General features: G+C 61.9%; 22 protein-coding genes and 1 riboswitch. Of the genes, 11 read left to right on the plus strand and 11 right to left on the minus strand.

Annotated features, from left to right (window positions below; genetic code table 11):
• Positions 1 to 43 precede the first annotated feature (43 nt).
• The 4 genes from N6G83_RS05255 to N6G83_RS05270 are packed head-to-tail and all read right to left on the minus strand — an operon-like array spanning position 44 to position 3,590.
• The gene (locus N6G83_RS05255; protein ID WP_260514825.1) at positions 44 to 757 is read right to left on the minus strand and encodes an ABC transporter ATP-binding protein; all 714 of its coding nucleotides are present in this window, start codon (positions 755 to 757) and stop codon (positions 44 to 46) included.
• Positions 750 to 1,520 carry an ABC transporter ATP-binding protein gene (locus N6G83_RS05260; protein ID WP_025302934.1) on the minus strand — a complete coding sequence of 257 codons (771 nt, stop codon included), beginning with the start codon at positions 1,518 to 1,520 and terminating at the stop codon, positions 750 to 752. Before N6G83_RS05260 ends, N6G83_RS05255 begins: the two co-directional genes overlap by 8 nt.
• Complete coding sequence (locus N6G83_RS05265) at positions 1,517 to 2,629, minus strand: ABC transporter permease subunit (protein WP_025302933.1); 1,113 nt, start codon at positions 2,627 to 2,629, stop codon at positions 1,517 to 1,519. Before N6G83_RS05265 ends, N6G83_RS05260 begins: the two co-directional genes overlap by 4 nt.
• A 10-nt stretch (positions 2,630 to 2,639) precedes the next feature.
• On the minus strand, positions 2,640 to 3,590 hold the full coding sequence (locus N6G83_RS05270) for a branched-chain amino acid ABC transporter permease (protein ID WP_043143464.1): 951 nt from the start codon (positions 3,588 to 3,590) through the stop codon (positions 2,640 to 2,642).
• A 170-nt stretch (positions 3,591 to 3,760) separates the two neighbouring features.
• Here N6G83_RS05270 and N6G83_RS05275 point away from each other — a divergent pair, with 170 nt between their 5' ends.
• Together N6G83_RS05275 and N6G83_RS05280 are read left to right on the plus strand one after the other, a co-directional pair.
• Entirely contained in the window at positions 3,761 to 4,693 is a 933-nt protein-coding gene (locus N6G83_RS05275) for a LysR substrate-binding domain-containing protein (protein ID WP_025302931.1), read from the plus strand.
• Between the two features lie 77 nt (positions 4,694 to 4,770).
• Positions 4,771 to 5,073, plus strand: coding sequence for a cupin domain-containing protein (locus N6G83_RS05280; RefSeq protein WP_025302930.1), 303 nt, complete (start codon positions 4,771 to 4,773; stop codon positions 5,071 to 5,073).
• Here the strand turns inward: N6G83_RS05280 and N6G83_RS05285 are convergent.
• The gene (locus N6G83_RS05285; RefSeq protein ID WP_025302929.1) at positions 5,070 to 5,660 is read right to left on the minus strand and encodes a TetR/AcrR family transcriptional regulator; all 591 of its coding nucleotides are present in this window, start codon (positions 5,658 to 5,660) and stop codon (positions 5,070 to 5,072) included. The genes N6G83_RS05280 and N6G83_RS05285 overlap by 4 nt on opposite strands.
• Before the next feature lie 140 nt (positions 5,661 to 5,800).
• Between N6G83_RS05285 and N6G83_RS05290 the strand changes: the two genes are divergently transcribed.
• The 3 genes from N6G83_RS05290 to N6G83_RS05300 are packed head-to-tail and all read left to right on the plus strand — an operon-like array spanning position 5,801 to position 8,666.
• Positions 5,801 to 6,856, plus strand: a complete 1,056-nt coding sequence (locus N6G83_RS05290; protein ID WP_025302928.1) for a sugar phosphate isomerase/epimerase family protein — start codon at positions 5,801 to 5,803, stop codon at positions 6,854 to 6,856.
• A gap of 24 nt (positions 6,857 to 6,880) precedes the next feature.
• Complete coding sequence (locus N6G83_RS05295; RefSeq protein WP_260514829.1) at positions 6,881 to 7,774, plus strand: alpha/beta fold hydrolase; 894 nt, start codon at positions 6,881 to 6,883, stop codon at positions 7,772 to 7,774.
• Entirely contained in the window at positions 7,764 to 8,666 is a 903-nt protein-coding gene (locus N6G83_RS05300; RefSeq protein WP_025302926.1) for an alpha/beta hydrolase, read from the plus strand. Before N6G83_RS05295 ends, N6G83_RS05300 begins: the two co-directional genes overlap by 11 nt.
• A gap of 48 nt (positions 8,667 to 8,714) precedes the next feature.
• On the opposite strand, the gene N6G83_RS05305 is transcribed toward N6G83_RS05300, so the two are convergent.
• Positions 8,715 to 10,148: an NAD-dependent succinate-semialdehyde dehydrogenase gene (locus N6G83_RS05305; RefSeq protein WP_025302925.1), complete on the minus strand. Its 1,434-nt coding sequence runs from the start codon at positions 10,146 to 10,148 to the stop codon at positions 8,715 to 8,717.
• A 196-nt stretch (positions 10,149 to 10,344) separates the two neighbouring features.
• Here N6G83_RS05305 and N6G83_RS05310 point away from each other — a divergent pair, with 196 nt between their 5' ends.
• Complete coding sequence (locus tag N6G83_RS05310; RefSeq protein ID WP_025302924.1) at positions 10,345 to 11,172, plus strand: AraC family transcriptional regulator; 828 nt, start codon at positions 10,345 to 10,347, stop codon at positions 11,170 to 11,172.
• Between the two features lie 98 nt (positions 11,173 to 11,270).
• Positions 11,271 to 12,239, plus strand: coding sequence for a DMT family transporter (locus N6G83_RS05315; RefSeq protein WP_025302923.1), 969 nt, complete (start codon positions 11,271 to 11,273; stop codon positions 12,237 to 12,239).
• A 27-nt stretch (positions 12,240 to 12,266) separates the two neighbouring features.
• On the opposite strand, the gene fusA is transcribed toward N6G83_RS05315, so the two are convergent.
• Positions 12,267 to 14,372, minus strand: coding sequence for an elongation factor G (fusA, locus tag N6G83_RS05320; protein WP_025302922.1), 2,106 nt, complete (start codon positions 14,370 to 14,372; stop codon positions 12,267 to 12,269).
• Between the two features lie 249 nt (positions 14,373 to 14,621).
• The gene (locus N6G83_RS05325; RefSeq protein WP_016927634.1) at positions 14,622 to 14,870 is read right to left on the minus strand and encodes a CsbD family protein; all 249 of its coding nucleotides are present in this window, start codon (positions 14,868 to 14,870) and stop codon (positions 14,622 to 14,624) included.
• A gap of 221 nt (positions 14,871 to 15,091) precedes the next feature.
• On the opposite strand from N6G83_RS05325, the gene N6G83_RS05330 reads away from it, so the two are divergent.
• Positions 15,092 to 16,588 (plus strand): alpha/beta hydrolase, encoded by a 1,497-nt coding sequence (locus tag N6G83_RS05330; protein WP_025302921.1) that lies wholly within the window; start codon positions 15,092 to 15,094, stop codon positions 16,586 to 16,588.
• Positions 16,589 to 16,618: 30 nt separating this feature from the next.
• Here N6G83_RS05330 and N6G83_RS05335 read toward each other — a convergent pair whose 3' ends face one another.
• From N6G83_RS05335 to N6G83_RS05345, 3 genes are read right to left on the minus strand one after another with little or no spacing between them, the layout of a single operon-like run.
• Positions 16,619 to 17,656, minus strand: coding sequence for an ABC transporter ATP-binding protein (locus tag N6G83_RS05335; RefSeq protein ID WP_025302920.1), 1,038 nt, complete (start codon positions 17,654 to 17,656; stop codon positions 16,619 to 16,621).
• Positions 17,653 to 19,236, minus strand: coding sequence for an ABC transporter permease (locus N6G83_RS05340; protein WP_025302919.1), 1,584 nt, complete (start codon positions 19,234 to 19,236; stop codon positions 17,653 to 17,655). Before N6G83_RS05340 ends, N6G83_RS05335 begins: the two co-directional genes overlap by 4 nt.
• Before the next feature lie 33 nt (positions 19,237 to 19,269).
• Positions 19,270 to 20,286 carry an iron ABC transporter substrate-binding protein gene (locus N6G83_RS05345; protein ID WP_025302918.1) on the minus strand — a complete coding sequence of 339 codons (1,017 nt, stop codon included), beginning with the start codon at positions 20,284 to 20,286 and terminating at the stop codon, positions 19,270 to 19,272.
• 411 nt (positions 20,287 to 20,697) lie between these two features.
• Here N6G83_RS05345 and N6G83_RS05350 point away from each other — a divergent pair, with 411 nt between their 5' ends.
• The 3 genes from N6G83_RS05350 (at position 20,698) to mgtS (ending at position 23,956) form a co-directional block, all read left to right on the plus strand.
• Positions 20,698 to 22,317, plus strand: a complete 1,620-nt coding sequence (locus tag N6G83_RS05350; RefSeq protein WP_038630271.1) for an ABC transporter substrate-binding protein — start codon at positions 20,698 to 20,700, stop codon at positions 22,315 to 22,317.
• A 142-nt stretch (positions 22,318 to 22,459) separates the two neighbouring features.
• Positions 22,460 to 22,633: riboswitch (M-box (ykoK) riboswitch) on the plus strand.
• Positions 22,634 to 22,708: 75 nt separating this feature from the next.
• Complete coding sequence (locus tag N6G83_RS05355) at positions 22,709 to 23,731, plus strand: magnesium transporter (protein ID WP_025302916.1); 1,023 nt, start codon at positions 22,709 to 22,711, stop codon at positions 23,729 to 23,731.
• A gap of 132 nt (positions 23,732 to 23,863) precedes the next feature.
• A complete protein-coding gene (gene mgtS / locus N6G83_RS05360; protein WP_004938109.1) occupies positions 23,864 to 23,956 on the plus strand; it encodes a protein MgtS in 93 nt (30 codons plus the stop codon).
• The last annotated feature ends 5 nt before the right edge of the window (positions 23,957 to 23,961 follow it).

Genomic DNA, 23,961 nt, shown 5'->3' on the forward strand with positions numbered 1-23,961 from the left:
CTGCTGCATGTCATACTCCTGGTGCGGTTAAAGGTAACAACGGTTATTCACCCAAATAGATCTGTTTGATTTTTTCATCGTCCAGCATGTCGGCGGAGCGGCCGCTGTGGCTCAGGCGGCCGCTGTCCAATACGTAGGCGCGATCGGTGGACGCCAGCGCCAGGCGGGCGTTCTGCTCGACCAACAGCAGCGTGACGCCGTCACGGGCTAACTGCTTGATGACCGAGAAAATGGCCTCCACCACAATCGGCGCCAGCCCCATCGACGGTTCGTCCAATATCAGCAGCCGCGGGCGGCTGAGCAGCGCGCGGCCCATCGCCACCATCTGTTGTTCACCGCCGGAAAGCAGCCCGGCCGGTTGATGCAGGCGCTCGCTCAGCCGTGGGAAGGTGGCGCACACGCGTTCGAAATCTTGCCGCACCGCCGATGCGTCACGCCGCGCATAGGCGCCCAGCTGCAGGTTTTCTCGCACCGTCAGGCGGGTGAAAATGCCGCGTCCCTCCGGCCCCATCACCAGCCCCTGTTGCAGCAAGCGGTGCGGCGGCATGCCGCGAATCGAACGGCCGTCGAACAGGATGTCGCCCTCAAACGGCTGCAGGCCGGTCAGCGCCCGCAGGCTGGAGGTTTTGCCCGCGCCATTGGCGCCGATCAGCGTCACCTGTTCGCTGGCGTTCACCGTGAAATCGATGCCTTTGACCGCATGAATGCCGCCATAAGACACTTTGAGTCGTTTAACGCTCAGCAGGGCTTCAGACATGCGCGCCACCTCCCAGATAGGCCTGAATGACCGCCGGTTCGCGCCGCACCTGCGCCGGTTCGCCTTCGGCGATCGCTTTACCGTAATCCAGCACCGTCAGCCGATCGCACAGACCCATCACCAGCTTGACGTCATGTTCAATCAGCAGCAGCGTTTTGCCGCTGTCGCGGATGCGCAGCAGCAGTTCGCGCAGCGCCACTTTTTCTCCGGCGTTCATGCCGGCCGCCGGTTCGTCCAGCGCCAGCAACCGGGGCTCGGTCGCCAGCGCGCGGGCAATCTCCAGCCGCCGCTGATGGCCGTAGGCGAGATCGCCGGCGCGGTAATGAGCGAATTGGCTGATGCCGACGTACTCCAGCAGCGCATGAGATTTATCGCGCACCGCCTGTTCCTCCTCCCTGGCGCGACGGTGCCGGGCGATCGCCGCCCACAGGCCGTTGCGGGTGCGCACGTGGCAGCCGACCATCACGTTTTCCAGCACGCTCATTTCATTGAACAACCGCAGGTTTTGGAAGGTGCGGGCAATGCCGGCCTGCGCCACTTTGTCGATCGCCTGGGGCTTATAGCGCTGGCCCGCCAGGCGGAATTCGCCCGCGTCGGCGCGATACAGGCCGGTGATCAGGTTGAAGCAGGTGGTCTTACCGGCGCCGTTCGGCCCGATCAGGCCGTAGATTTCCCCCTGGCGGATGCTCATGCTGACGTCATCCACCGCCGTCAGGCCGCCGAAACGTTTGCTGACGTGATTTAAAGCGAGCAGTGGCGTCATGCGGCGGTCCTCCCAGCATGGCGAGCCGGCCACAGGCCCGCCGGGCGATACAGCATCACCAGGATCAACGCCAGGCCGTAAAACAGTTGGCGAATGATTTCCGGGTCGATCAGCACCTGACCGAACAGCGCCTGCTGCAGCGGCCCCATGCTGCTGCGCAGCAGCTCCGGCAGGGCGGCCAGCAGCAGCGCGCCCAGGATCACGCCGGGGATGTGCCCCATGCCGCCGAGCACCACCATCGCCAGTACGGCGATCGATTCCTGCAGAGTGAACGATTCCGGCGACACGAAGCCCTGAAACGCGGCAAACAACGCGCCGGCCACACCGCCAAAGGTGGCGCCGATGGCGAAGGCCAGCAGCTTGAAGTTGCGGGTATTGATGCCCATCGCCCGCGCGGCGTCCTCGTCTTCGCGGATCGCTGTCCATGCGCGGCCAATGCGCGAGTTTTGCAGCCGCAGGCTGATAAACAGGATCGCCAGAAGCAGCGCGGCGAACAGGTAGTAATAGAGATACAGCCCGGAGAAACGCACGCCGAACCACTCATGCATGCCGGAAAACTTCAGGCCGAACAGGCTGACCGGGTCGATGCCGGAAATGCCTTTAGGGCCGTTGGTGAGGTTGACCGGGCGATCGAGGTTACGCATCAGAATGCGCACGATCTCGCCGAAACCGAGCGTGACGATCGCCAGATAGTCGCCGCGCAGCCGCAGCGTCGGCGCGCCAAGCAGGATGCCGCACGCCGCCGCCAGCAGCGCCGCCAGCGGGATCAGCCACAGCATCGACAGGTGCAGCCCGTCGGGGAACCACTGCAGCAGCAGCGGGAATTGCTGCGTCAGATGCGGTGATGACAGCAGCGCGGCCAAATAGGCGCCGACGGCGTAAAAGGCGATAAAGCCCATGTCCAGCAACCCGGTCATGCCCACTACGATGTTCAGCCCGAGCGCCAGCATCAGGTACAGCAGGGCGAAGTCGACGACCCGCACCCAGTAGTTGCCACCGGCGGCGCCCGCCACCCAGGGCGCCAGCAGCAGCGCGAGAATGAACAGCGTCAGCCCCAGCCTGGCGCGACGCGGCGTGGCCAGAGGAACGGGGGGAGTCAAAACGGTCATGGTGATGTCCTTATGCGCGCGTGGCGATGCGTTCGCCCAAGAGCCCGGAGGGGCGGAAGACCAGTACGGCGATCAGCACCAGAAACGCGAACACGTCCTGGTAGTTGCTGCCGAACACGCCGCCGGTCAGCTCGCCGAGATAGCCGGTGCCCAGCGATTCGAACAGGCCCAGCAGCAATCCGCCGAGCATCGCGCCGCGCAGGTTGCCGATGCCGCCGAGCACGGCGGCGGTAAACGCCTTGATGCCCGGCAGAAAGCCCATCGAGAAACCGGCGTTGCCGTAGTTGCTGGCCATCATGATGCCGGCCACCGCCGCCAGCGCGCCGCCGAGCGCAAAGGTCAGAACGATGATGCGGTCAGGACTGATGCCCATCAGGCCGGCGACCTGCGGGTTTTCCGCCGTAGCGCGCATGGCGCGGCCGAAACGGCTGTGTTCGACCAGCAGCCAGAGGCCGGCCATGACCGCCACGGCCACCGCCAGCGTGACGATCGCCGTGCCGGTGATCACCGCCGGCGCATGCCCGCCGCTGCCTGCGGTCAGGGCGATGGGGGTCATTGGCAGCAGCTGCGGAAACATCAGGGGATTGCGTGACCAGATCAGCATCGCCAGGGTTTGCAGCAGCAGCGAGACGCCGATGCCGCTGATCAGCGGAGCCAGGCGCGGCGCAGTGCGCAACCGGCGGTAGGCGAGACGCTCGATCGCCATCGAGGTAATGGCGCAGACCGCCATGGCGAACAGGGCCGCCAGCAGCAGCGTGGCGTACGGCGATAACGCGGGAAAGTGGTGTTGCAACACGCCGATCGCCGACAACGCGCTCAGCGCACCGACCATCAGCACGTCGCCGTGCGCGAAATTGATGATGCGCAGGATGCCGTACACCATGGTGTAACCGAGCGCGATCAGCGCATAGATGCTGCCGAGCATCAAACCGTTGACGGTTTGCTGTACCAGCGTATCCATAAGGAGAGTCCGGAGATAATGAGTCAGGAGGCTCACAGTAGAGAATTTAAAAAAATTGTAAAATACGGAAAAATACTTTCTTATACAAAAAACGAGTGATTTTAATGCGTTGATTTTTATGTATATTAAACCCATCCCTTCAGTGTCGATTTCCCAAAAACAGTCAATATATGAAAAAAACAGAACAGTACGATGAGCCATTGCCGATGCTGCCGAACGATCCGCCGCTGCGCGCCGTGCGGGCGTTCGAAGCCATCGCGCGCCTGGGTGGCATCAGCGCGGCGGCTAACGAGCTGATGATTTCGCCTTCGGCGGTCAGTCATCAACTCAAAACGCTGGAGGCATTTTTGCAGATGCCGTTGACCGAACGGCAGGGGCGTAACCTGGTGCTGCGCAGCGAGGGGCGAGAGTATTACCGTTCGATTCGCTCGGCGTTTAACGTGCTGCGCCAGGCGACCGAACACGTGCGCGAGCAGTCCGCATCGCGGCAGGTCACCATCAGCCTGATCCCGCTGTTCGGCATGGGCTGGTTCATTCCGCGGCTGCGTGGCTTTTTGCGCGAAAATCCGGATATCGACATCAATGTGGTTTACGCCAACCACCGCAATTACCTGAGCGACGCCGCCGATCTGTCGATCCGCTTCGGGGTTGGGCAGTGGACCGGCTATCGCAGCGAAAAGCTGATGTCTGGCCAAATGGTGCCGGTGTGCAGCCGGGCATTCAGTAAACTGCACGGTTTGCTGGATACGCCGGATCAGCTGGCGACGCTGCCGCTGCTGCACGACGAGGAGCGCAATACCTGGATGCAATGGTTTCAGCAGGCCGGCGTTAAACGCCCGCTGCGCAGCATCGGACCGATGTTTGAAGACGGATTGTTGACACTGGCGGCGGTGCAGGCGGGGCTAGGGTGCGCGTTGATGCGTGAACCGTTAATCGCCCAATACCTTGAGAGCGGTGAGTTGATCAAAATGTTCGATCTGCCGATCGACGACGGCCGCGATTATTACCTGTGCGCTCGACTGGATAGCGAGCTGTCGCAGGAAGGCGAAAATCTGCGGCAATGGCTGCGGCGTGAGGCGGCGGCTCAGAACGTCGGGGAATAATCTACAACCAACGCGTCTTTCAGCACCTGGCGGCTTGCAGTAGAGTGCGGGTTCCTGTGTCGCGATAAGGTATGACGATGCTGTTCGATTTAAACCAGCAGGCGGACGAACTGCCCGAGGCCTGGCGTTCTGCCGTGCTGGGCCGCGTCGGTGCGGCCAATATCAAAGTGCTGCGCATGGACGCGCGCAGCATTGCGGATGAAGTGCATGATTACAGCGAAGGATTGCTGGTGATCAGCGGCCACCTGCGGCTGCAGGTGGCGGGGGAAGTGGTGGTGGTGCGCGCCGGCCAGCTGTATCAGGCCGCGGCCGGCGTGCCGCATCGCGTGTTGCCGGGCAGCGAAGGCACGCTGGTGATTGTCGATCTGCCGGAGGATTAAGCGGCGCCCAGGACCGCCAGCGCCACCTTTACCGCTGCCAATAGCCGCTCTTCAGTGACGCCGTCACGTGCCTGAATCGACAGGCCGTGCAGGAAGACGGCGAAATAGTCACCCAGGCTGTCGGCGTCGGTATCGGCCGGCAATTCGCCGGTTTGCACCGCCTGCCGCAGCCGTTCGATGATCTGCTGCGTACGCTGCAACCGATGCTCTGCCAGCCAGGTTTTGAGCCCATCGTTTTCCGCACTGACACTGGCGGCGGCGGAGACCACCATGCAGCCCTGCGGCAGATCTGGCCGGCTGTAGAGACGCACGGCATCTTCCAGCATACGTTGGATCGCCGGGCGAATGCCGCTTTCCTGCGCGAAGGCGCGATCGGCGAAACCGCCTTCCTCGGTTTCGTAACTGGCGATTGCCTCGCGGAACAGCTGCTCTTTGGAGCCGAACGCCTTGTAGATGCGCGCGGAAGCAATGCCCAATTCCGCCACCAGATCCGACATCGAGGTGCCTTCGTAACCTTGCCGCCAAAATAAGTTTCGCGCCTTCAAGAGCGCCTGTTCGCGGTCGAACTCACGCGGTCTGCCAGCCATTCTCTGCTCCAATTTACCTGCCATTCAGCGACATAGGATCGCTTAAATCGGCGGGAATACCAATGTCTTTATAAATTTCGCTTGCGGTCATCGCGCCTTGCCTCTATTGTTTGTCAATTGACAACTAATAGGAGTTTACGATGAAAACCCTCAAAGGTCCAAGCCTACATCTCGCGCAGTTCAGCGATGAGACAGCGCCGTTCAACAGCCTGCCGGCCATCGCCGAGTGGGCGGCGCAAACCGGTTTTACCGCCTTGCAGATCCCGGCCTGGGATCGGCGTTTATTCGACGTGGCCACCGCCGCGGAAAGCCAAACATACTGCGACGATCTGACCGGCATGTTGGCGGAGCAGGGGTTGGTGGTCAGTGAATTGACCAGCCATATCTTCGGCCAGCTGATGGCGGTACACCCGGCTTACGATGCGCTGTTTGACAGCTTCGCGCCGCCGGCGCTGCAGGGCAATCCGCAGGCGCGCGGCGAGTGGGCGCGGCAGCAAATGCTGCTGGCGGTGAAGGCGTCGGCGCGGCTCGGGCTCAGCGAGCTGGGCACCTTTTCCGGTTCGCTGGTCTGGCCCTATCTGTTCCCGTTCCCACAGCGCCCGGAAGGATTGATCGACACCGCGTTCGACGAACTCGCCAAACGCTGGCTGCCGGTGCTGAACGCCTGCGACGAGCAGGGCATCAACCTGTGTTATGAAATTCACCCGAGTGAGGATCTGCACGACGGCGTGACGTTCGAGAGGTTTCTTGAGCGCGTCGGTAACCACCCGCGTTGTCGGGTGCTGTTCGATCCGAGCCATATGGTGCTGCAGCAGCTTAACTATCTGGAGTTTATCGATATCTATAAGGACGTTATCGGCATGTTCCACGTCAAGGACGCCGAGTTCAATCCGACCGGTCGCCAGGGCATTTACGGCGGCTATCAATCCTGGATCGATCGCGCCGGCCGCTTCCGCTCGCTGGGCGACGGCCAGGTTGATTTCAACGGCATCTTTTCGCGCCTGACGCAGTACGGCTATTCGGGCTGGGCGGCATTGGAGTGGGAATGTTGCCTGAAAAACCCGCAGGACGGCGCGCGCGAAGGCGCAGCCTTCATTCGCGATCGCATTATCTGCGTCACCGACAAAGTGTTCGATGACTTCGCCGGTGCGCCGGTCAGCCCGCAGCAGATCAACGCCTTGCTCGGCATTCGCTGAGCCCAACTTTTCAGGGAGTCACCCATGCAATATCTACAGAACGAGGTCCCGTTGGCGGATCTCGCGGCGGAACACGTCTATCTCCAGGTGAACGGCCGGCGCCTTCACTGCGTGGTGGCCGGTGAAGGGCGGCCGGTGCTGCTGATCCCCGGCTGGCCGCAAACCTGGTACACCTGGCGCCATGTGATGCAAGCGCTGGCGGCGGCCGGTTTTCAGGCGATCGCCGTCGATCCGCCGGGCATCGGCGATTCTGACAAGCCCGCTGGCGGCTACGACACCGGCAGCATCGGCGCGGTGTTGCACACAATGATGGCGCAACTGGGCCATGGACGTTACCAACTGGTTGGCCACGACATCGGCATGTGGATCGGTTACGCCATGGCGAGCGATTTCCCGCAGGCGGTGGAGCGTCTGGTGCTGACGGAGGCCGTGATCCCCGGGCTGGCGCCGCCGCCGCCGATTTTCGTTGCGCCGGAGGAGAACATCTTCCTGTGGCATTTCATGTTCAATCAACTGGCGGATTTGCCGGAGACCCTGACCCAGGGGCGCGAACGGGAGTATCTTGGCTATATCTTCAACCGCTGGTCCTATCGGCGCGATCGGGTGGCGACGGAGGTGTATATCGCCGCCTATTCGGCACCGGGCGGCCTGCGCGCCGGATTCGACTATTACCGGGCGATCCCGGAGACCGTGCGGCAGAACCGGCTGCGCGCCGCTACGCCCTTGACGATGCCGGTGTTGACGGTGGGAGCGGAGCACGCCACCGGCGACGCGCCGCTGACGACGCTACAGGGCAATGCGCACGATCTGCGGGGCGAAACCGTCGCCGGCTGCGGCCATTTCATCACCGAGGAGTGTCATGAGGAATTTATTGCACTGATTACGTCATTCCTGGCGGGAGAGCCGTATGCCGCTTGATGAACGCATCGCCGCCTTTTTGACGGCATCGGCCGACGTGCCACCGCCCGCTTCGCTGGCGGCAATGCGCGCGGCCACGGAAACCGGTTTACGCCAGCTGCAGGGCGAGGCGGAACCGAGCGGCGGCGTCAGGGACCATACGGTGGTCGCCGCCGATGGACACCGGATTGCACTGCGCGCCTATCTACCGGCGGGGGAAAACGGCACGACCGCGCAGCCGGCGATGCTGTTCGCCCACGGCGGCGGCTGGTGCCTCGGCTCACTGGCGTTGTACGATCGGCCCTGTCAGGCGTTGGCTAACGCCACCGGCCGGGTGATCCTGTCGGTTGACTATCGTCTGGCGCCGGAATACCCGTTTCCACAGCCGCTGGAAGATGTCTATCAGGCGCTCTGCTGGGTGGCACAACGGGCGCCGCAGTTGGGGATTGACGCGCAGCGCCTGGCAGTGGGCGGTGATAGCGCAGGGGGCAATCTGGCGGCGGCGGTCGCACTGTTGGCGCGGGATCGCAGCGGCCCGTACATCGAACGTCAGCTGCTGCTGTACCCGGCGCTCAGCCGCGAGATGACGACGACGAGCTATCACGAGTTTGCCGAGGGGCACTTTCTGACGCGCGACGCGATGGGGTTTTGTTGGCAGCAGTATCTGGGCCAGCGGCGTGATCCCGGCGCGGAACCGTTGTATGCCGCCACGCTGCGCGGGTTACCGCCGGCCACCATCCTGAGCTGCGAATACGATCCGCTGCGCGATGAGGCCGAGCAGTATGCGCAGCGGCTACGCGAGGCGGGCGTGCCGGTGCGCTGCGAACGGTTGCCGGGCATGGTGCATGCCTGTATTCACATGCTGGGGCTGACCCCGGCGGCGCGGCAGCTGTTCGAACTGGCCGGTGAGTAAAAAAAAGCCCCGCATTGCGGGGCTTCTGGCTATTCATCCGCCGGGCGATTATCGGCCGGCGACGGTGACAAAGCGCGTTTCCAGGTAGGATTCGATCGCTTCGCTGCCGCCTTCGGTGCCGTGGCCGGAGTCTTTCACGCCACCAAACGGCGTTTCCGGCAGGCCGAAACCGATGTGGTTGATGCTCAGCATGCCGCTCTCCACGTCACGCCCCAGCGCATTGACGGTGGCGATGTTGCGGCTGTAAGCGTAGGCGGCCAGCCCGTACGGCAGGCGGTTGGCTTCGGCGATCGCCTCGTCATAGGTAGCGAACGGGCGCAGCAGGGCGACCGGGCCAAACGGCTCTTCCGACATGGCGCGCGCGCTCAGCGGCACGTCGCGTAGCACCGTCGGCTCGAAGAAGTTGCCTTTGCCCGCCACGCGCTTGCCGCCGGTGCTGGCCTTCGCCCCGTGGGCGACGGCATCCTGCACCAGCGCCTCGATATTGTCGACGCTGCGGCCCAACACCATCGGCCCCATCGTCACGCCGTCTTCCAGCCCGTTGCCGAGCTTGAGCTCACGCACCGCGGCGGTGAATTTCTCCACGAAGGCCTCATAAACGCCTTGTTGGATCAGGAAGCGGGTCGGGGCGATACAGACCTGGCCGGCGTTGCGGAACTTGGACTGCGCCAGCTCTTTGGCCGCCGCGTCGAGATCGGCATCGTCGAAGATCAGCACCGGCGCGTGGCCGCCCAGCTCCATGGTGGCCTTTTTCATATGCTGGCCGGCCAGCGCCGCCAAATGCTTGCCCACGCGAGTGGAGCCGGTGAAGGAGATCTTGCGAATGGTCGGATGGGGGATCAGGTATTCCGAAATGTCCGCCGGGGTGCCATACACCAGCGCGATCACCCCGGCCGGAATACCGGCGTCGGCGAAGGCTTTGATCAGTTCAGCCGGTGAGGCCGGCGTTTCTTCCGGGCCTTTGACGATGATGGAACAGCCCGCCGCCAGCGCGGCGGACAGCTTGCGCACGATCTGGTTGATCGGGAAGTTCCACGGCGTGAAGGCGGCCACCGGGCCGACCGGCAGCTTGAGGGTTTGCTGCTGTACATCGCGGGCGCGGGAAGGAATGATCTGCCCGTAGGTGCGGGTGGCTTCGCCGGCGAACCAGTCGATAACGTCGGCGGCGTTGAGAATTTCGACTTTGGCCTGCGCCACCGGCTTACCCTGTTCCTGCGTCATGACGGCGGCGATGGCGTTGGCGCGTTCGCGTAGCAGCGCCGCGGCTTTGCGCATCAGGTTGGCGCGCTGGTGCGCGGCGGTGTCGCGCCAGACGTTAAATCCGCGCTCGGTGGCGGCCAGCGCCAGATCGAGATCCTCTGCGGCGGCATGCGCCACTTGACCGATGACCTCGTCGGTAGCGGGATTGGTGACCGGCAGGGTTTTTCCGGCCAGTGCGCTGCGCCATTGTCCATCGATATACAGTTGAGTATCCGGATACATTGTTGCCTCTTGTTTGCGGAGTGTCAGGGGCCGATGAGCTTCGCGATGCGGCCCGTCTGAAAGGGACAGGGACCTTAACCCTACGCCGAATGGCGGCGATCGTCCAGGCGAGGGGCACGAAAGGAGCAGGGCGGCTACTCAACCGGCGATGTTTTGGCTATGCTGAGCAGATTGTCAGCACGGATGAGGAGGTCGGGTGCAAGGGGTTCCACAACAGTTTCCGTTCGAGAAGGACTGCGCGCAGTTCCGGCATTTGTCGCATCTGCCCGGCGTCGAACTCTATCAGGCGCATATCGAACGCTATGCCTTCGAGCCGCATACCCACGACGCCTTCGCCATCGGCACCGTGGACACCGGGGCGGAGCGTTTTCGCTATCGCGGGGCGCAGCACCTGGCGGCGCCGGGCGCGCTGGTGCTGATGAACCCGGACGAGCTGCACACCGGCGAAGCCGAAACGCCGGGCGGCTGGTGTTATCGCATGCTCTACCTGGCGCCCGAGGCGCTGGAGCAGCTGTCCGGCGATCGGTGCCAGTGGTTTACCGATGCGGTGCGCCACGATCCGCGGGCGGCGCAGCGCCTGTCCGCCATTCTCGCCACGCTGTGGCAAACCGACGATCCGCTCACGCTCGACGGCCTGCTGTTGGAGGCGGTCGAGGTGTTGCACCCGCACATCCGTACCGGGCGGCGAGAGAAAGCCGAGGCGGCGCACCGTTTCGAGGTGGTGAAAAGCTACCTGCACGATAACTTCGCCGAGGCCATAACGCTCAACCAACTGGCCGAGCTGGTGTCGCTCAGCCCGTACCATTTCCTGCGCAAGTTCAAGGCCGAATATCACGTTTCGCCGCAGCAGATGCTGATGGCGATCCGGCTGTCACAGGCCAAACGCATGCTGGAGCGCGGCATGCCCGCTGCACAGGTGGCGGCGGCGGCGGGGCTGACCGATCAGGCTCACCTGACGCGTGCCTTCGCCAACCGTTACGGCGTCACGCCAGTGCGTTTCCAGAAACAGGTGAAATTGGGCTAAAACAGCAACCTGCTACAATAATTCCTCCCCGCGTTTTCGTTACTCTGCCGCTGTCTTGTCGGGCGGGTTGGCCGCGCCGGCCGTTTGTCGGAGTCGTTATGTTGATTGGCGTTGTGTTTGCCCTGGCCGCCGGGCTGATGTGGGGACTGATTTTCGTCGGTCCGCTGCTGGTGCCGGATTATCCCGCCGCGCTGCAGTCCACCGGGCGCTATCTGGCCTTCGGGCTGATCACCCTGCCGCTGGCGTGGTTCGATCGCCGCCGCCTGCGCAAGCTGCGGCGCCAGGATTGGCTGGAAGCGCTCAAACTGACGGCCATCGGCAATCTGCTGTACTACCTGTGCCTGGCCAGCGCCATTCAGCGTACCGGCGCACCGGTATCGACCATGATCATCGGCACCTTGCCGGTGGTGATCGCCATCTGCGCCAATCTGTTTTACGGCAGGCACGACGGGCGGCTGGCCTGGAGCAAGCTGGCGCCGGCGCTGCTGCTGATCGTCTGCGGGTTAGCGTGCGTAAACATCGCCGAACTGCGCGGCAATGCGGTGCCGATCGACGGCTGGCGCTATCTCAGCGGCCTTGGGCTGGCGGTGTTGGCGGTGGCGTGCTGGACCTGGTTCCCGCTGCGCAATTCGCGTTGGCTGCGGGAGAACCCGACGCAGCGGCCGGCCACCTGGGCCACGGCGCAGGGGCTGGTGACGCTGCCGCTGGCGCTGCTGGGCTATCTGGCGGTCTGCGGCCAATTGGCGCTGAGCGAACCGGCGTTTGCCTTGCCGTTCGGCCCGCGCCCTGAGGTGTTTATCCCGCTGATGCTAGTTATTGGCGTGTTCTGCTCCTGGCTGGGGGCGCTGTGCTGGAACGAAGCCAGCCAGCGGCTGCCGACGGTGTTGGTGGGGCCGCTCATCGTGTTCGAAATTCTGGCGGGGCTGGCGTATACCTTTCTGTTGCGCCAGGCCTGGCCGCCGCTGCTGACGCTGGCGGGCATCGTCTGCCTGATCGCCGGCGTGGTGTACGCCATGCGCATCAAACCGCAGCCGGTGGTGGTGGCGCTGGAAGACAAGCCGAGGTGACGCCCGCCGCGAAGGCGGGCGTGAGGGTTAACGCTTGCTGTGGTGAATGATCTCTTCGGCCACGTTGCGCGGCGCTTCGGCGTAGTGGCTGAATTCCATGGTGTAGGTGGCGCGGCCCTGCGACATCGAACGCAGGGTGGTCGAGTAGCCGAACATCTCGGACAGCGGCACCTTGGCGCGAATTTCCTTGCCGCCGCCGCCCGGGATCTCTTCCATACCCTGTACCAGACCGCGGCGTGAGGAGAGGTCGCCCATCACGTTGCCGGCATAATCTTCCGGCGTTTCCACTTCTACCGACATGATCGGCTCAAGGATCACCGGGTCCGCCAGGCGGCAGGCCTCCTTGAAGCCGAAGATCGCCGCCATGCGGAACGCCTGTTCCGACGAGTCGACATCATGGTAAGAACCGAAGGTCAGGTGTACCTTGACGTCCACCACCTGATAACCGGCCAGCACGCCGTTATTCAGCGCCTCAAGCACGCCTTTTTTCACCGCCGGGATAAACTCGCCCGGAATGACGCCGCCCTTGATCTCATCGAAGAATTCGAAGCCTTTGCCGGGGTCGTTGGGTTCGACGGTCAGCACCACGTGGCCGTATTGCCCTTTACCGCCGGACTGGCGCACGAACTTGCCTTCCACGTCGGTTACCCGTTTGCGGATGGTTTCGCGGTACGACACCTGCGGCTTGCCGGTGGTAGTCTCCACCCCGAACTCGCGGCGCATGCGATCGACGATGATCTCGAGGTGCAGCTCGCCCATGCCGTAGATAATGGTTTGGCCGGATTCTTCATCGGTGCGCACGCGGAACGACGGATCTTCCGAAGAGAGACGCTGCAGCGCGATGCCCATTTTCTCCTGGTCGCCCTTGGTCTTTGGCTCGATCGCCTGGGCGATCACCGGCTCGGGGAAGGTCATGCGTTCCAGCGTGATGATGGCGCCAGGGTCGCACAGCGTATCGCCGGTGGTGACGTCCTTCAGGCCAACGCAGGCGGCGATATCACCGGCGTGCAGTTCGTCGATGTCCTTACGATCGTTGGCGTGCATCTGCACGATGCGGCCGATGCGTTCCTTTTTACCCTTGATCGGGTTGTAAACGCTGCTGCCTTTGGCCAGCACCCCGGAGTAGACGCGCACGAAAGTCAGCTGGCCGACGAACGGGTCGGTCATCAGCTTGAACGCCAGCGCCGAGAATTTTTCATTATCGTCGGCTTTGCGGGTGATGATTTCATCGTGTTCACCGTGGCCCTCCATCGGCGGCACGTCGAGCGGCGAGGGCATCAGTTCAATTACCGCATCCAGCATGCGCTGCACCCCTTTGTTGCGGAACGCAGAGCCGCACAGCATCGGCTGGATTTCGCCGGCGACGGTGCGCACCCGCAGCCCGTGAACGATCTCCTCTTCGCTCAGCGGCACCTGGTTGAGGTATTTCTCCATCAGTTCTTCCGACGCTTCGGCGGCGGCCTCAATCATGTTTTCACGCCACTCCTGTGCCGAGTCGCGCAGCTCTGCCGGGATCTCTTCGAAGCTGAAGTTCATGCCCTGCGAGGCCTCGTCCCACAGAATGGCTTTCATCCGCACCAGATCCACCACGCCGCTGAAGTGATCTTCGGCGCCGATAGGGATAACGATAGGCACCGGGTTGGCTTTCAGGCGCTCGATCATCATTTTGCGCACGCGGAAAAAATCCGCGCCGATGCGGTCCATCTTGTTGACGAACGCCAGCCGCGGCACTTTGTACTTGTTGGCCTGGCGCCAGACGGTTTCCGACTGCGGCTGCACGCCGCCCACCGAGTCATAGACCATCACGGCGCCGTCCAGCACGCGCATCGAACGCTCCACTTCAATGGTGAAATCGACGTGCCCGGGGGTGTCGATGATATTGATGCGATGCTGCGGATAATTATGCTGCATGCCGTTCCAGAAGCAGGTGGTGGCCGCCGAGGTGATGGTGATGCCGCGCTCCTGTTCCTGCGCCATCCAGTCCATGGTCGCCGCGCCGTCATGCACTTCACCCAGCTTGTGGCTGACCCCGGTGTAAAACAGAATCCGCTCGGTGGTGGTGGTCTTGCCGGCATCGATATGCGCGGAGATGCCGATATTGCGGTAACGTTCGATAGGGGTGGTGCGAGCCATAATTAACCTTTCTTAGCCGCATGAAGGAGAGCGGCTTAAACAGCATGGATAATGATGATAATCCTCATAGGGTTATCCGCCGGATTGCAGAGCCTCGCTCTGGTCACAAACTAATCGTAGTTGAAGGCGTTAGTTTTTTTAAGCGATGGCTGTGATAGATGAAAGTTTGCGCGCATAACGGCGCCGGTGCAGAAAAGGGCGAAAAAAAAGGCCCGTAACGGGCCTATTGTCGTAGGGCGCATTCGCCGCTTATTTGCGTCCCAGCAGGAAGCCGAAAACGATGCCGACCGCTGCTGCAACGGCTACGCCGGCCAGCGGGTTGGCTTCCACCTGCGTTCTTACGCTGTCCGCTGCGTCACGGGCGGCATAGCTGGCCTGGGAGGCGTATTTGCGCGCCGCGCCGCGCACCTGATGCTCCGGCGAATCAACGGCTTTGCCGAACGCTTCTTGTACCGCGCCTGCGGCTTCATTGGCTTTGTCTTCCGCTTTACCAAACATGCTGCTCTCCTGTTCCTTGTGGGTTAACGAACACTAAGCCTAGCAGGTGAATGGCATTTTTTGCAGCATTCTGTGCGTTATAAGATCAATCTGAGCAAAGAAAAGTCTTTCCATACGCACGGCGTCGGCTTCACCCGCGCGTTTTTTTATGTTCTATTGGCTAGCGGTTTAACCGAGTATCTTTACCCTTTGACCGATTCGTTGAGTTGAAAGGACTCCCCATGTCAGTACTGCGTATTCTGGCGCTGTTCGCCGCGACCGCCGCCGCGTTGCCCGCCCTGGCCAAGCCGGCGGCTCACGGCATGGCGGTCGAGAACGGCATTCGTTGGCAATCTTGTCTCAACAGCGGTTTTCAGCGCTGGTTCGATGAGGCGCCACCGCCGGGGCTGCGCTGCGGTTACCTCGAGGTGCCGTTAGCCTACGCCACGCCGCCCGCCCATGCGGCGCAGGCGGGCGAACAGACCGTGCGTCTGGCACTGACCCTGCAGCCCGCCACCGGGCCGAAAAAGGGCAGCGTAGTGATGATCAGCGGGGGCCCAGGCCTGCCGGGCATCAACCCCTATCTGGGCAACGACGCCCACGTCGCCAAGCTGCGAAAATCCTACGATATCATCGGTTACGATCCGCGCGGCGTCGGTCAGTCGACGCCGAAAATTTCTTGTCAACTGGCCGAAGGCGACGAAACCCCGACGCCGGACGATAACGACGTGGCCGGCGCGGAGAATCAGACGCGCACCCTGATTGCCGCCTGCATCAAACAAACCGGCGCGGACGTGTTGCAACACATCGGCACCGACGAGGCGGTCAACGATCTGAACGCAATCCGCCACGCGCTGGGCGAACCGGGGCTGACGGCGGTGGCATACTCTTACGGCACCAAGGTGGCGGCGCTGTATGCCGAACGTTTTCCGAAGAAGACGCGCGCGCTGGTGCTGGACGGGGTGGTGGATCTGGCGGAGGACGATTTCACCCAGCGCATGAACCAGGAGCGGGGCTTCCAGCAAAGCTTCCTGCGCTTCGCCGCCTACTGCGGCAAAACCGACAGCTGCCAGCTGGGCGGCGGCGCTAATCAGGCGCTGCAGCGCTATCATGCCTTACTGCGCAAGCTGCACGATCAACCGTTCGTTACCGCCGCGGGCTATGAAATCTCCGCCGACGATGTGCTGACGGTCACGCGTTCGCTGCTGCTGTGGCCGGAGCGCTGGCATGAGCTGGCGACCGTGCTGCGTCAACTCGATGCCGGCATCGCCGGGCAGCAGGTTTCCGATCTGATTGACGAAAGCTATTCGCCGGATGCCGATGACGCCCTGAACGTCATCACCTGCGCCGACGTCGCCAACCCGACAGCCGATCCGCAGCAGTTGCGCAGGCAGCGGCAGGAGATCAATACCGCCGCTTTGTACGCTCACTACCTGCCGCTACACGAGTATCCGCTGGAAATGTGCGATCTGTGGCCGTACCGCGGCAAAGATCGGCCGCACACCCCGGTGGCGTCCGCCGCGCTGCCGCCGCTGCTGTTCGTCGCCCAGCGCTACGATCCGACCACGCCGTACCGCAACGCCCAGGTGATGGCCGCCGCCTTTAAAAGCCCGCTGATCACCCGCGAACGCGACGGACATACGCTGGCGCTGAACGGCATCGACAGCTGCGTTGACGAAAGCGTGGTGGAGTATCTGCTGGCGCCGAAAAAGCCGCGCCGCGACAAGGTTTGCCGCTGAGGAGGCCGGAGCAGCCCGGCCACAAGAGAGTCAGCCGGCGAAAATATGCGCCTGGCCCATCACGTTGAGATTGACTTGTGCACCGGGCCGCAGGCCTTCGCGGCTGACGGTTTTGATCTCGAGCTGTGCGCCGGTGGCCGCCATTTGCAGATTGAGGGTGGAGACGAAGCCGGCGAAATCGATGCCGGTGATCACCGCCTGGCCGCGCTGCGCCGGATCAGACAAACCGATTTGAATCTGCTCCGGGCGCAGCATGATGCGCGCTGAGCCGCTGCGTTGGCGATCGTCGACGGCGATGCGCCCCAATGCGCAGTCTGCCCAGCCCTGCGCCAGTTCGGCGGTCAGCACCAGCGTTTCGCCAAGGAAACTGGCGGTCGGTTCATCGACCGGGCGCAGATAGAGATCTTGCGGCGCGCCCACCTGCGCCAGCCGGCCGTTGCGCATCACCGCCACCTGATCGGCGAACGACAGCGCCTCGCTCTGATCGTGCGTAACCAGAATCGACGCCACTTTGGCCTCCGTCAGCAGTTCGGCCACCGCTTTGCGGGTGGCGGCGCGCAGGCCGGTATCCAACGCCGAGAACGGCTCATCCAGCAACATCAGCCGAGGTTGTTGCGACAAAGCGCGCGCCAGCGCGACCCGCTGCTGCTGTCCGCCGGACAACTCGTGCGGCCACAGCGCGGCCAGGCGGCGATCCAGCGCTACCATTTCCATCAGCGCCTCAATACGGTGCTGTTTCTCGCGTTTGCTGCCTTTAAGGCCAAAACCGATGTTGCCGGCAACGGTAAAGTGCGGGAACAGTGCGCCATCCTGCGGGACGAAGCCGATGCCGCGCAGATGCGCCGGCACCCAGCCGCCGCCGTTGCCCATGGCTTGCCCTTGCAGCAGGATCTGGCCGCCGTCGGGGATTTCAAAGCCGGCGATGATGCGCAGCAGGGTGGTTTTGCCGGAGCCGGAAGGGCCGACGATCGCCGTGCGGCTGCCGGCGGCAACCTGCAGGTCGATGTGTTCCAGCACCCTGATGGCATTGTAAGATTTTCCGATACCGTGCAGTTCGAGCGTGCTCATAGTCCCGCCGTACGTTTAGATTGAGAGTAAAGAAGCCAGGTGAGCGGCAGCGACAGCGCCACCATAATCAGCGCATAAGGCGCGGCGGCGACATAGTCTATCTCGCTGGTCAGCGCCCAAAATCCAGTGGCCAGCGTGCGGGTGCCGTTCGGCGCCAGCAGCAGCGTGGCGGTCAGTTCATTGGCGATCGCCAGAAACACCAGCGCGGCGCCCGCAGCGGCGCCCGGCGCCGCCAGCCGCAGCGTGGTGCTCCACAGCGCCTGCGCCGGCGATTTGCCGAGGCTGCGCGCCACGTTTTCCAATTCCACCGGCGCCTGTGCGATACCGGCGCGCAGATTGATCAGCGCCCGCGGCATAAACATCAGTAGATATGCCAGCAGCAGGGTGATTTCGGTCTGGTAAATCGGCCGGAAGCTGTGAATGGTGATGGTCACCAGCGCCAGCGCCACCACGATACCAGGCAGCGAGCTGGTCACGTAGTTGCAGCCTTCCAGCACCCGATACAGCCGGGCCGGATAGCGTACCGACAGCCAGGCCATCGGAATGGCGCACAGCGTAATCAACAATGCGCCAGCGGCGGACAGCGACAGCGTTTGCCACAGCGCGGGCCACAGCTCGGCGTTACGCCACACCTCGAATCCACCCAGCCAAAGCCAGCGGGCCAGGGTGATGAAAGGCACGCCCAGCGCCAACGCGGTCAGCGCGATCGGCAGCAGCAGCGCCAGTGCGGCGAACGGCGCTGACAGGCGACGCGGCGTTTGGCTGCGGGCGCTGCCGGAACCGACGCGGGCATAGCGCGCGCGGCCGCGGCTTATCGCCTCAAGCAACAGTAACCCCAGGCAGCACAGCACCAACACGCCGGCCAGCATGTTGGCCGCCGGGCCGTTGAAGGTCGACTGGAACTGATCGAAAATCGCGGTGGTAAAGGTATCGAAACGGATCATGGCGTACAGGCCATACTCCGCCAGCAGGTGCAGCGCGATCAGCAACGAACCGCCCCAGACCGCCAGCTTCAGCTGCGGCAGCACCACGCGGAAAAACACCGCCGGCGGCCGGGAACCAAGCGAGGTAGCGACGTCTTCGATACCGGGATCCAGGCGGCGCAGCACGGCGGCGGCCGGCAGGTAGATAAACGGGAAATAAGCGAGCACCGAGATGAAAACGCCGGCGCCCAGGCCGTGCATCGACGGCACCAGGCTGATCCAGGCATAGCTTTGCACGAAGGCCGGCACCGCCAGCGGCGCGGTCGCCAATACCGCCCAGAGACGGCGGCCCGGCAGCGTGGTGCGTTCGGTCAACCAGGCCAGGGCCACGCCCAGCACGGCGCAGATCGGCAGCGTCAACACCACCAACAGCAGGGTGTTCAACAGCAGTTCCGCCACGCGTGGGCGGAAAACCAGTGCTTTGACCGTTTGCCAGCCGGTTTCAAACGCCACGCCGATAACGAATCCCAGCGGCAACAGCGCCAGCAGCGACAGCAGCACGGCGCTGGCCACCACGATCGCCCCTGGCCGCGGGTGACGGGGGACAACAGAATAACGCCGCGCGGTCTGCGCGGCGTGGGTACTCAGGTTTGACATAACGATCAAAAACTCTCGGTTTGCCGGCGGGCCTTACAGCAGGCCGGCCTCGGTCATCAGTTCGACCACTTTTTTACTGTTCAGCTGCGCGGCGTCTACTTTCGGTGCGTCCAGATCTTTCAGCGGCACCAGTTTCGGGTTGGAGGCCGCACCGACGCCGACGGCGTATTCGAAGGCATTGTTGGTGCGCAGGATCTCCTGGCCCTGTTTGCCGGTGATCCACTTGATGAAGGCCTGCGCCTGCTGCTGATGCTTGCTGGAAGCCAGCACGCCGCCGCCGGAGATGCTGACGAATGCGCCCGGATCCTGATGTTTGAAGTAATACAGCTTGATGTTGTTGCTGTTCTCGCCGGTTTTAGCGCCGTCGACGAACGGGTAGTAATGATAGATCACGCCGCTGTCGATCTGGCCGGCATTGACCGCTTTCATCACCGTGCTGTTGCCCTTATAGGCGGTGAAATTGGTTTTCATCGCTTTCAGCCACTCCAGCGTGGCTTTCTCGCCTTTCAGCGCCAGCAGCGCGCTGACGATCGCCTGGAAATCGGCGCCCGATGGTGAAGCGGCCCAGCGGCCTTTCCATTCCGGCTTGGCCAGATCCAGCAGCGACTTCGGCAACTGCGCGTCGGTCAGTTTGGCCGGGTTGTAGACGAACACGGTAGAGCGGGCGGCGATGCCGGTCCAGCGGCCGTGGCTGGGGCGATATTGCGGCTCTACCTGGGCCAACGTCGTGGCGTCCAGCGGGGCGAACAGCTTGGCATTATCCACCAACACCATCGCCGGGGAGTTTTCCGTCAGGAACACGTCGGCAGGCGAGGCGCTGCCTTCCTGCACCAGCTGATTGCCCAGCTCGCTGTCGCCGCCGTTGCGCAGCGTGACTTTGATGCCGGTGTCTTTGGTAAACCCGTCGACCCAGGATTTCACCAGATTTTCATGCTGGGCGTTGTAAATAACGATGCCCTGGTCGGCGGAGGCCGCCTGAGCGCCAAAGGCCAGCATCATCGAGGAGGCGAGCAGGGCGACGGGGCCGAGAGATGAAATACGCAGCTTCATGCAGTTATCCTTTTTAGCGTTCGAATGAAGAAAACGAATATCGCCTGGCAAGCGCAAGCAGGCCGATTTTAGCCAAGAACATCAATAATGATAGTGAAAACGATTCGTATTAAATTATTTTTGACGATCGCTCACAAAATGAATTGCCCTAAGGATACGTTAAGCTTCGGCTGGAATAATCTATATTGATTGCCTGAATTTATGTCACCGCCGATTCACGGCGTTCCCGGCGGCAATGCCGGTCTCCGCGTTTATCCTCGTGTTCTTTATCGTTCCGTCACCAGTACTCCTTTGATAATGAAAGAAATTCAACACCGCTTTTGGTTATGACTCATAGCGATTAATGATTTAATTTATTCCACTGCCTCATTGCATATTGAACGCGATAAAACACTCATCAGGGATATCGACGTGAAATATTCATTCAATAGCAAGAAATTGGCTGGTTTAATCATCCTGGCTTTTAACGCGACGGTCGCACAGGCGGCCGAGGTGCCGGCGGGCGCTAAACTGGCGGCGGCGCAAGAACTGGTGCGCGCCAACGGGTATGAACCGGCGACGCTGGATCCAAACCTGGCCGAGAGCAATGTGGAGTTCTACATCTTCAACGATCTGTTCGAAGGCTTGCTGCGCGTCGGAAAAGACGGCGAAGTGATCCCGGCGCTGGCACAGAAGTGGGAGCACCAGGGCAACGTCTGGACTTTCCATCTGCGGCCGCAGGCCACGTGGTCGAACGGCGATCCGGTCACCGCCGACGATTTCGTCTACAGTTGGCAGCGCCTCACCGATCCGAAAACCGCGTCGCCGTACGGCAGCTATCTGGCTTCGGCCTACGTGCTGAACGCGGCGGCGATCAACGCCGGCAGCAAGCCGCCGAGCGAGCTGGGCGTCAAGGCGCTAGATGCGCACACCCTGCAGGTGACGCTGTCGGAGCCCAACTCCTATCTGCTCAAACAACTGGTGCATTTTCCGGTCTTGCCGGTTAACCGCAAGGTGGTGGAGCAGTACGGCAAAAACTGGACTCAACCGGCGCATTTTGTCGGCAACGGCGCGTTCCGCCTCAGCCAGTGGGTGGTGAACGAAAAGGTGGTGGTGGAACGCAATCCGCAGTATTGGGATAACGCCAACACCGTGCTCAACAAGGTGACGTTCTTGCCGATACAGGGATTCCCGGAAGTGGCGCGTTTTCGCGCCGGCGAGGTGGAATTGGGGTATACCACGCCGCCGGAGCTGTATCAGCAGCTGAAAAAAACGCTCGGTGAGCAACAGCTGGTGACCTATCCGCTGCTCTCCACCAGCTATTTCGCCTTCAACAACCGCCAGGCGCCGTTCAACGACGTGCGGGTGCGTCAGGCGCTGAATCTGGCGCTGGATAAAGAGATCATCGCCGGCAAGGTGCTGGGATATGGCCAGCAGCCGGCCTGGACCTTTACCCCAACGGGGGCGGGCGGCTATCGCCTGCAGCCCGGTGCCGCGGCCGGCTGGACGCCGGAACAACGGCACGCCCAGGCGAAGCAACTGCTGGCGCAGGCCGGTTTCAACGCCGAGCATCCGCTGCGCTTTACCGTGCTGTACAGTAACGACGCCACCATCAAGAAGATCGTCATCGCCGCCGCCGCCATGTGGAAAAAGAACCTCGGGGTAGAGGCCACCTTGCAAAGCCAGGAGCGTAAAGTGACGCTGGATAATATCAACCGCGGGCAGTACGGCGTGGCCTTTACTCGATGGCTGGCGGATTACAACGATCCGTCTACTTTCCTGAACGTGTTCCGTTCCGACAGCAGCGAAAACAGCCCCAAATACCGCAATCCGGAGTACGATCGCATTCTGCATCAGGCGACGGCGGCGCCGACACCGCAGCAGGTGCAGCAGTATTTCCAGCAGGCCGAGGCGGTGCTGGCCGTCGATACGCCGGTCGCGCCGGTGTACTACGAAGCCAACGCCACGCTGGTCAAACCTTACGTGAAGGGGATCGACTTTACCCGTCAGGGCGCACTATACGATAAAAACGTCTACATTCTCGCGCACTGAGAAATAAAAAAACGGCTGATTTATATCAGCCGTTTTTATAGATTCACATTTAATAAAATTATCCTAAATACTCCATAAACGACGGGCAATCTTTTCTTCCCGCCGGATAAAACAACGCCTATACTGCGCCGGTAGTTTATATGCAGTATCTCGTTTGGCGAGGCTCCTATACAAACACAGGTTACTGATCTGACGACATCGAGAGATGCCCAAGGTTAAGACAGGCTTTATCGGATTAAGGTTCAGCCCAAAGTAACTTCCGAGCAACAATTCGGATACGTTGTATAGTGCTAAAACCTGGACGCGGAGATAGGCAGTCTGCACTCCCTCTGTGGTTACGCCCCTATGCGATTCGCTGTTGAAGTTCACAACAGAAATAGGGACTGACAAAATGATCAAGTCACATCAATACTCTTCTTCTCCGGCGCTGCGCGCGACTGAAACTCTCGATGAAACTTCAGTTGCCGGTTATATGAACGCCGATTTTATTACCGTTCCCGCGACGATGACGGTCACGCATGCCCGGGAATATTTACTTTCGCAGCTAAAAACGGACGAAATTCCCACCCGGGTCTTTATTACCGCGGACGACTATCATTTGCGCGGCACGCTGTCGGTGAAAAAACTGCTGCAGTGCGACGATGAGGATAAAGCGGTCGGCGTAATGATGGATTACAGCTATTTCCAGGTTTCACCCGACGACGATCGCAACGACGTGGCGCATCTGCTCGGCAAAGGCGGTTTGGACGTGGTGCCGGTCGTGGCGAACAACACGCTGGTCGGCGTGCTGGGCGAGCGCGAGATCGCTCGGCTGGTCGAAGATGAAAACACCGAAGACGCGCAGCGTCAGGGCGCGAGCCTGCCGCTGGACAAGCCTTATCTGGAGACCAGCCCGTGGGCGCTGTGGCGCAAACGCTCGGTGTGGCTGCTGATGTTGTTCGTGGCCGAAGCTTACACCGGCAACGTGCTGAAAGCGTTTGAAGATCAGCTCGAAGCGGCGATTGCGCTGGCGTTCTTCATCCCGTTGCTGATCGGCACCGGCGGCAACAGCGGCACCCAGATCACCTCGACGCTGGTGCGTGCTATGGCGCTGGGCGAGGTCAGCCTGCGCAATCTGGGCGCGGTGATCCGCAAAGAGGTCACGACCTCGCTGCTGATCGCCGTCACCATCGGTCTGGCGGCCTGGGTGCGCGCCTGGATCATGGGCGTCGGCATGGAGGTGACGCTGGTGGTCAGCCTGTCGCTGGTGGCGATCACCGTATGGAGCGCCATTGTTTCGTCGATCATCCCGATGCTGCTGAAACGGCTCGGTATCGATCCAGCGGTGGTGTCGGCGCCGTTTATCGCCACCTTTATCGACGGCACCGGCCTGATTATTTATTTCAAAATCGCCCAGCACGTCCTGGGAATTTAAACGGGTCCCGCGCTTGAAAGCGCGGGAATGTTGCCAAAAAGAGGAGGACGTTAAAAAACCATGGATACCGACCAACCCCGATATTTAACGCAAGGGGCTTTTATCGATAACATTTAACCTGAGGACAAAATAATGGGAAACATGACTATTTTTATGGGATTCCTGGCAATGATCAGCTCGCTGGGCCTGTTGGCGGCCTATATGAGCACCAAATGGGATGATTGATGAAC

It is taken from the genome of Serratia sp. PL7 (genome assembly GCF_945957435.1).

Excerpts from the sequence above, each read along its gene's own strand:
- N6G83_RS05305 (WP_025302925.1), bottom strand. The coding sequence starts at position 10,148 with ATGTATCCGGATACTCAACTGTATATCGATGGACAATGGCGCAGCGCA.
- N6G83_RS05330 (WP_025302921.1), top strand. The coding sequence starts at position 15,092 with ATGTCAGTACTGCGTATTCTGGCGCTGTTCGCCGCGACCGCCGCCGCG.
- N6G83_RS05285 (WP_025302929.1), bottom strand. The coding sequence starts at position 5,660 with ATGGCTGGCAGACCGCGTGAGTTCGACCGCGAACAGGCGCTCTTGAAG.
- N6G83_RS05340 (WP_025302919.1), bottom strand. The coding sequence starts at position 19,236 with ATGTCAAACCTGAGTACCCACGCCGCGCAGACCGCGCGGCGTTATTCT.
- N6G83_RS05300 (WP_025302926.1), top strand. The coding sequence starts at position 7,764 with ATGCCGCTTGATGAACGCATCGCCGCCTTTTTGACGGCATCGGCCGAC.
- N6G83_RS05275 (WP_025302931.1), top strand. The coding sequence starts at position 3,761 with ATGAAAAAAACAGAACAGTACGATGAGCCATTGCCGATGCTGCCGAAC.
- fusA (WP_025302922.1), bottom strand. The coding sequence starts at position 14,372 with ATGGCTCGCACCACCCCTATCGAACGTTACCGCAATATCGGCATCTCC.
- mgtS (WP_004938109.1), top strand. The coding sequence starts at position 23,864 with ATGGGAAACATGACTATTTTTATGGGATTCCTGGCAATGATCAGCTCG.
- N6G83_RS05335 (WP_025302920.1), bottom strand. The coding sequence starts at position 17,656 with ATGAGCACGCTCGAACTGCACGGTATCGGAAAATCTTACAATGCCATC.
- N6G83_RS05260 (WP_025302934.1), bottom strand. The coding sequence starts at position 1,520 with ATGACGCCACTGCTCGCTTTAAATCACGTCAGCAAACGTTTCGGCGGC.
- N6G83_RS05290 (WP_025302928.1), top strand. The coding sequence starts at position 5,801 with ATGAAAACCCTCAAAGGTCCAAGCCTACATCTCGCGCAGTTCAGCGAT.
- N6G83_RS05295 (WP_260514829.1), top strand. The coding sequence starts at position 6,881 with ATGCAATATCTACAGAACGAGGTCCCGTTGGCGGATCTCGCGGCGGAA.
- N6G83_RS05355 (WP_025302916.1), top strand. The coding sequence starts at position 22,709 with ATGATCAAGTCACATCAATACTCTTCTTCTCCGGCGCTGCGCGCGACT.
- N6G83_RS05255 (WP_260514825.1), bottom strand. The coding sequence starts at position 757 with ATGTCTGAAGCCCTGCTGAGCGTTAAACGACTCAAAGTGTCTTATGGC.
- N6G83_RS05315 (WP_025302923.1), top strand. The coding sequence starts at position 11,271 with ATGTTGATTGGCGTTGTGTTTGCCCTGGCCGCCGGGCTGATGTGGGGA.
- N6G83_RS05265 (WP_025302933.1), bottom strand. The coding sequence starts at position 2,629 with ATGACCGTTTTGACTCCCCCCGTTCCTCTGGCCACGCCGCGTCGCGCC.
- N6G83_RS05325 (WP_016927634.1), bottom strand. The coding sequence starts at position 14,870 with ATGTTTGGTAAAGCGGAAGACAAAGCCAATGAAGCCGCAGGCGCGGTA.
- N6G83_RS05270 (WP_043143464.1), bottom strand. The coding sequence starts at position 3,590 with ATGGATACGCTGGTACAGCAAACCGTCAACGGTTTGATGCTCGGCAGC.
- N6G83_RS05345 (WP_025302918.1), bottom strand. The coding sequence starts at position 20,286 with ATGAAGCTGCGTATTTCATCTCTCGGCCCCGTCGCCCTGCTCGCCTCC.
- N6G83_RS05280 (WP_025302930.1), top strand. The coding sequence starts at position 4,771 with ATGCTGTTCGATTTAAACCAGCAGGCGGACGAACTGCCCGAGGCCTGG.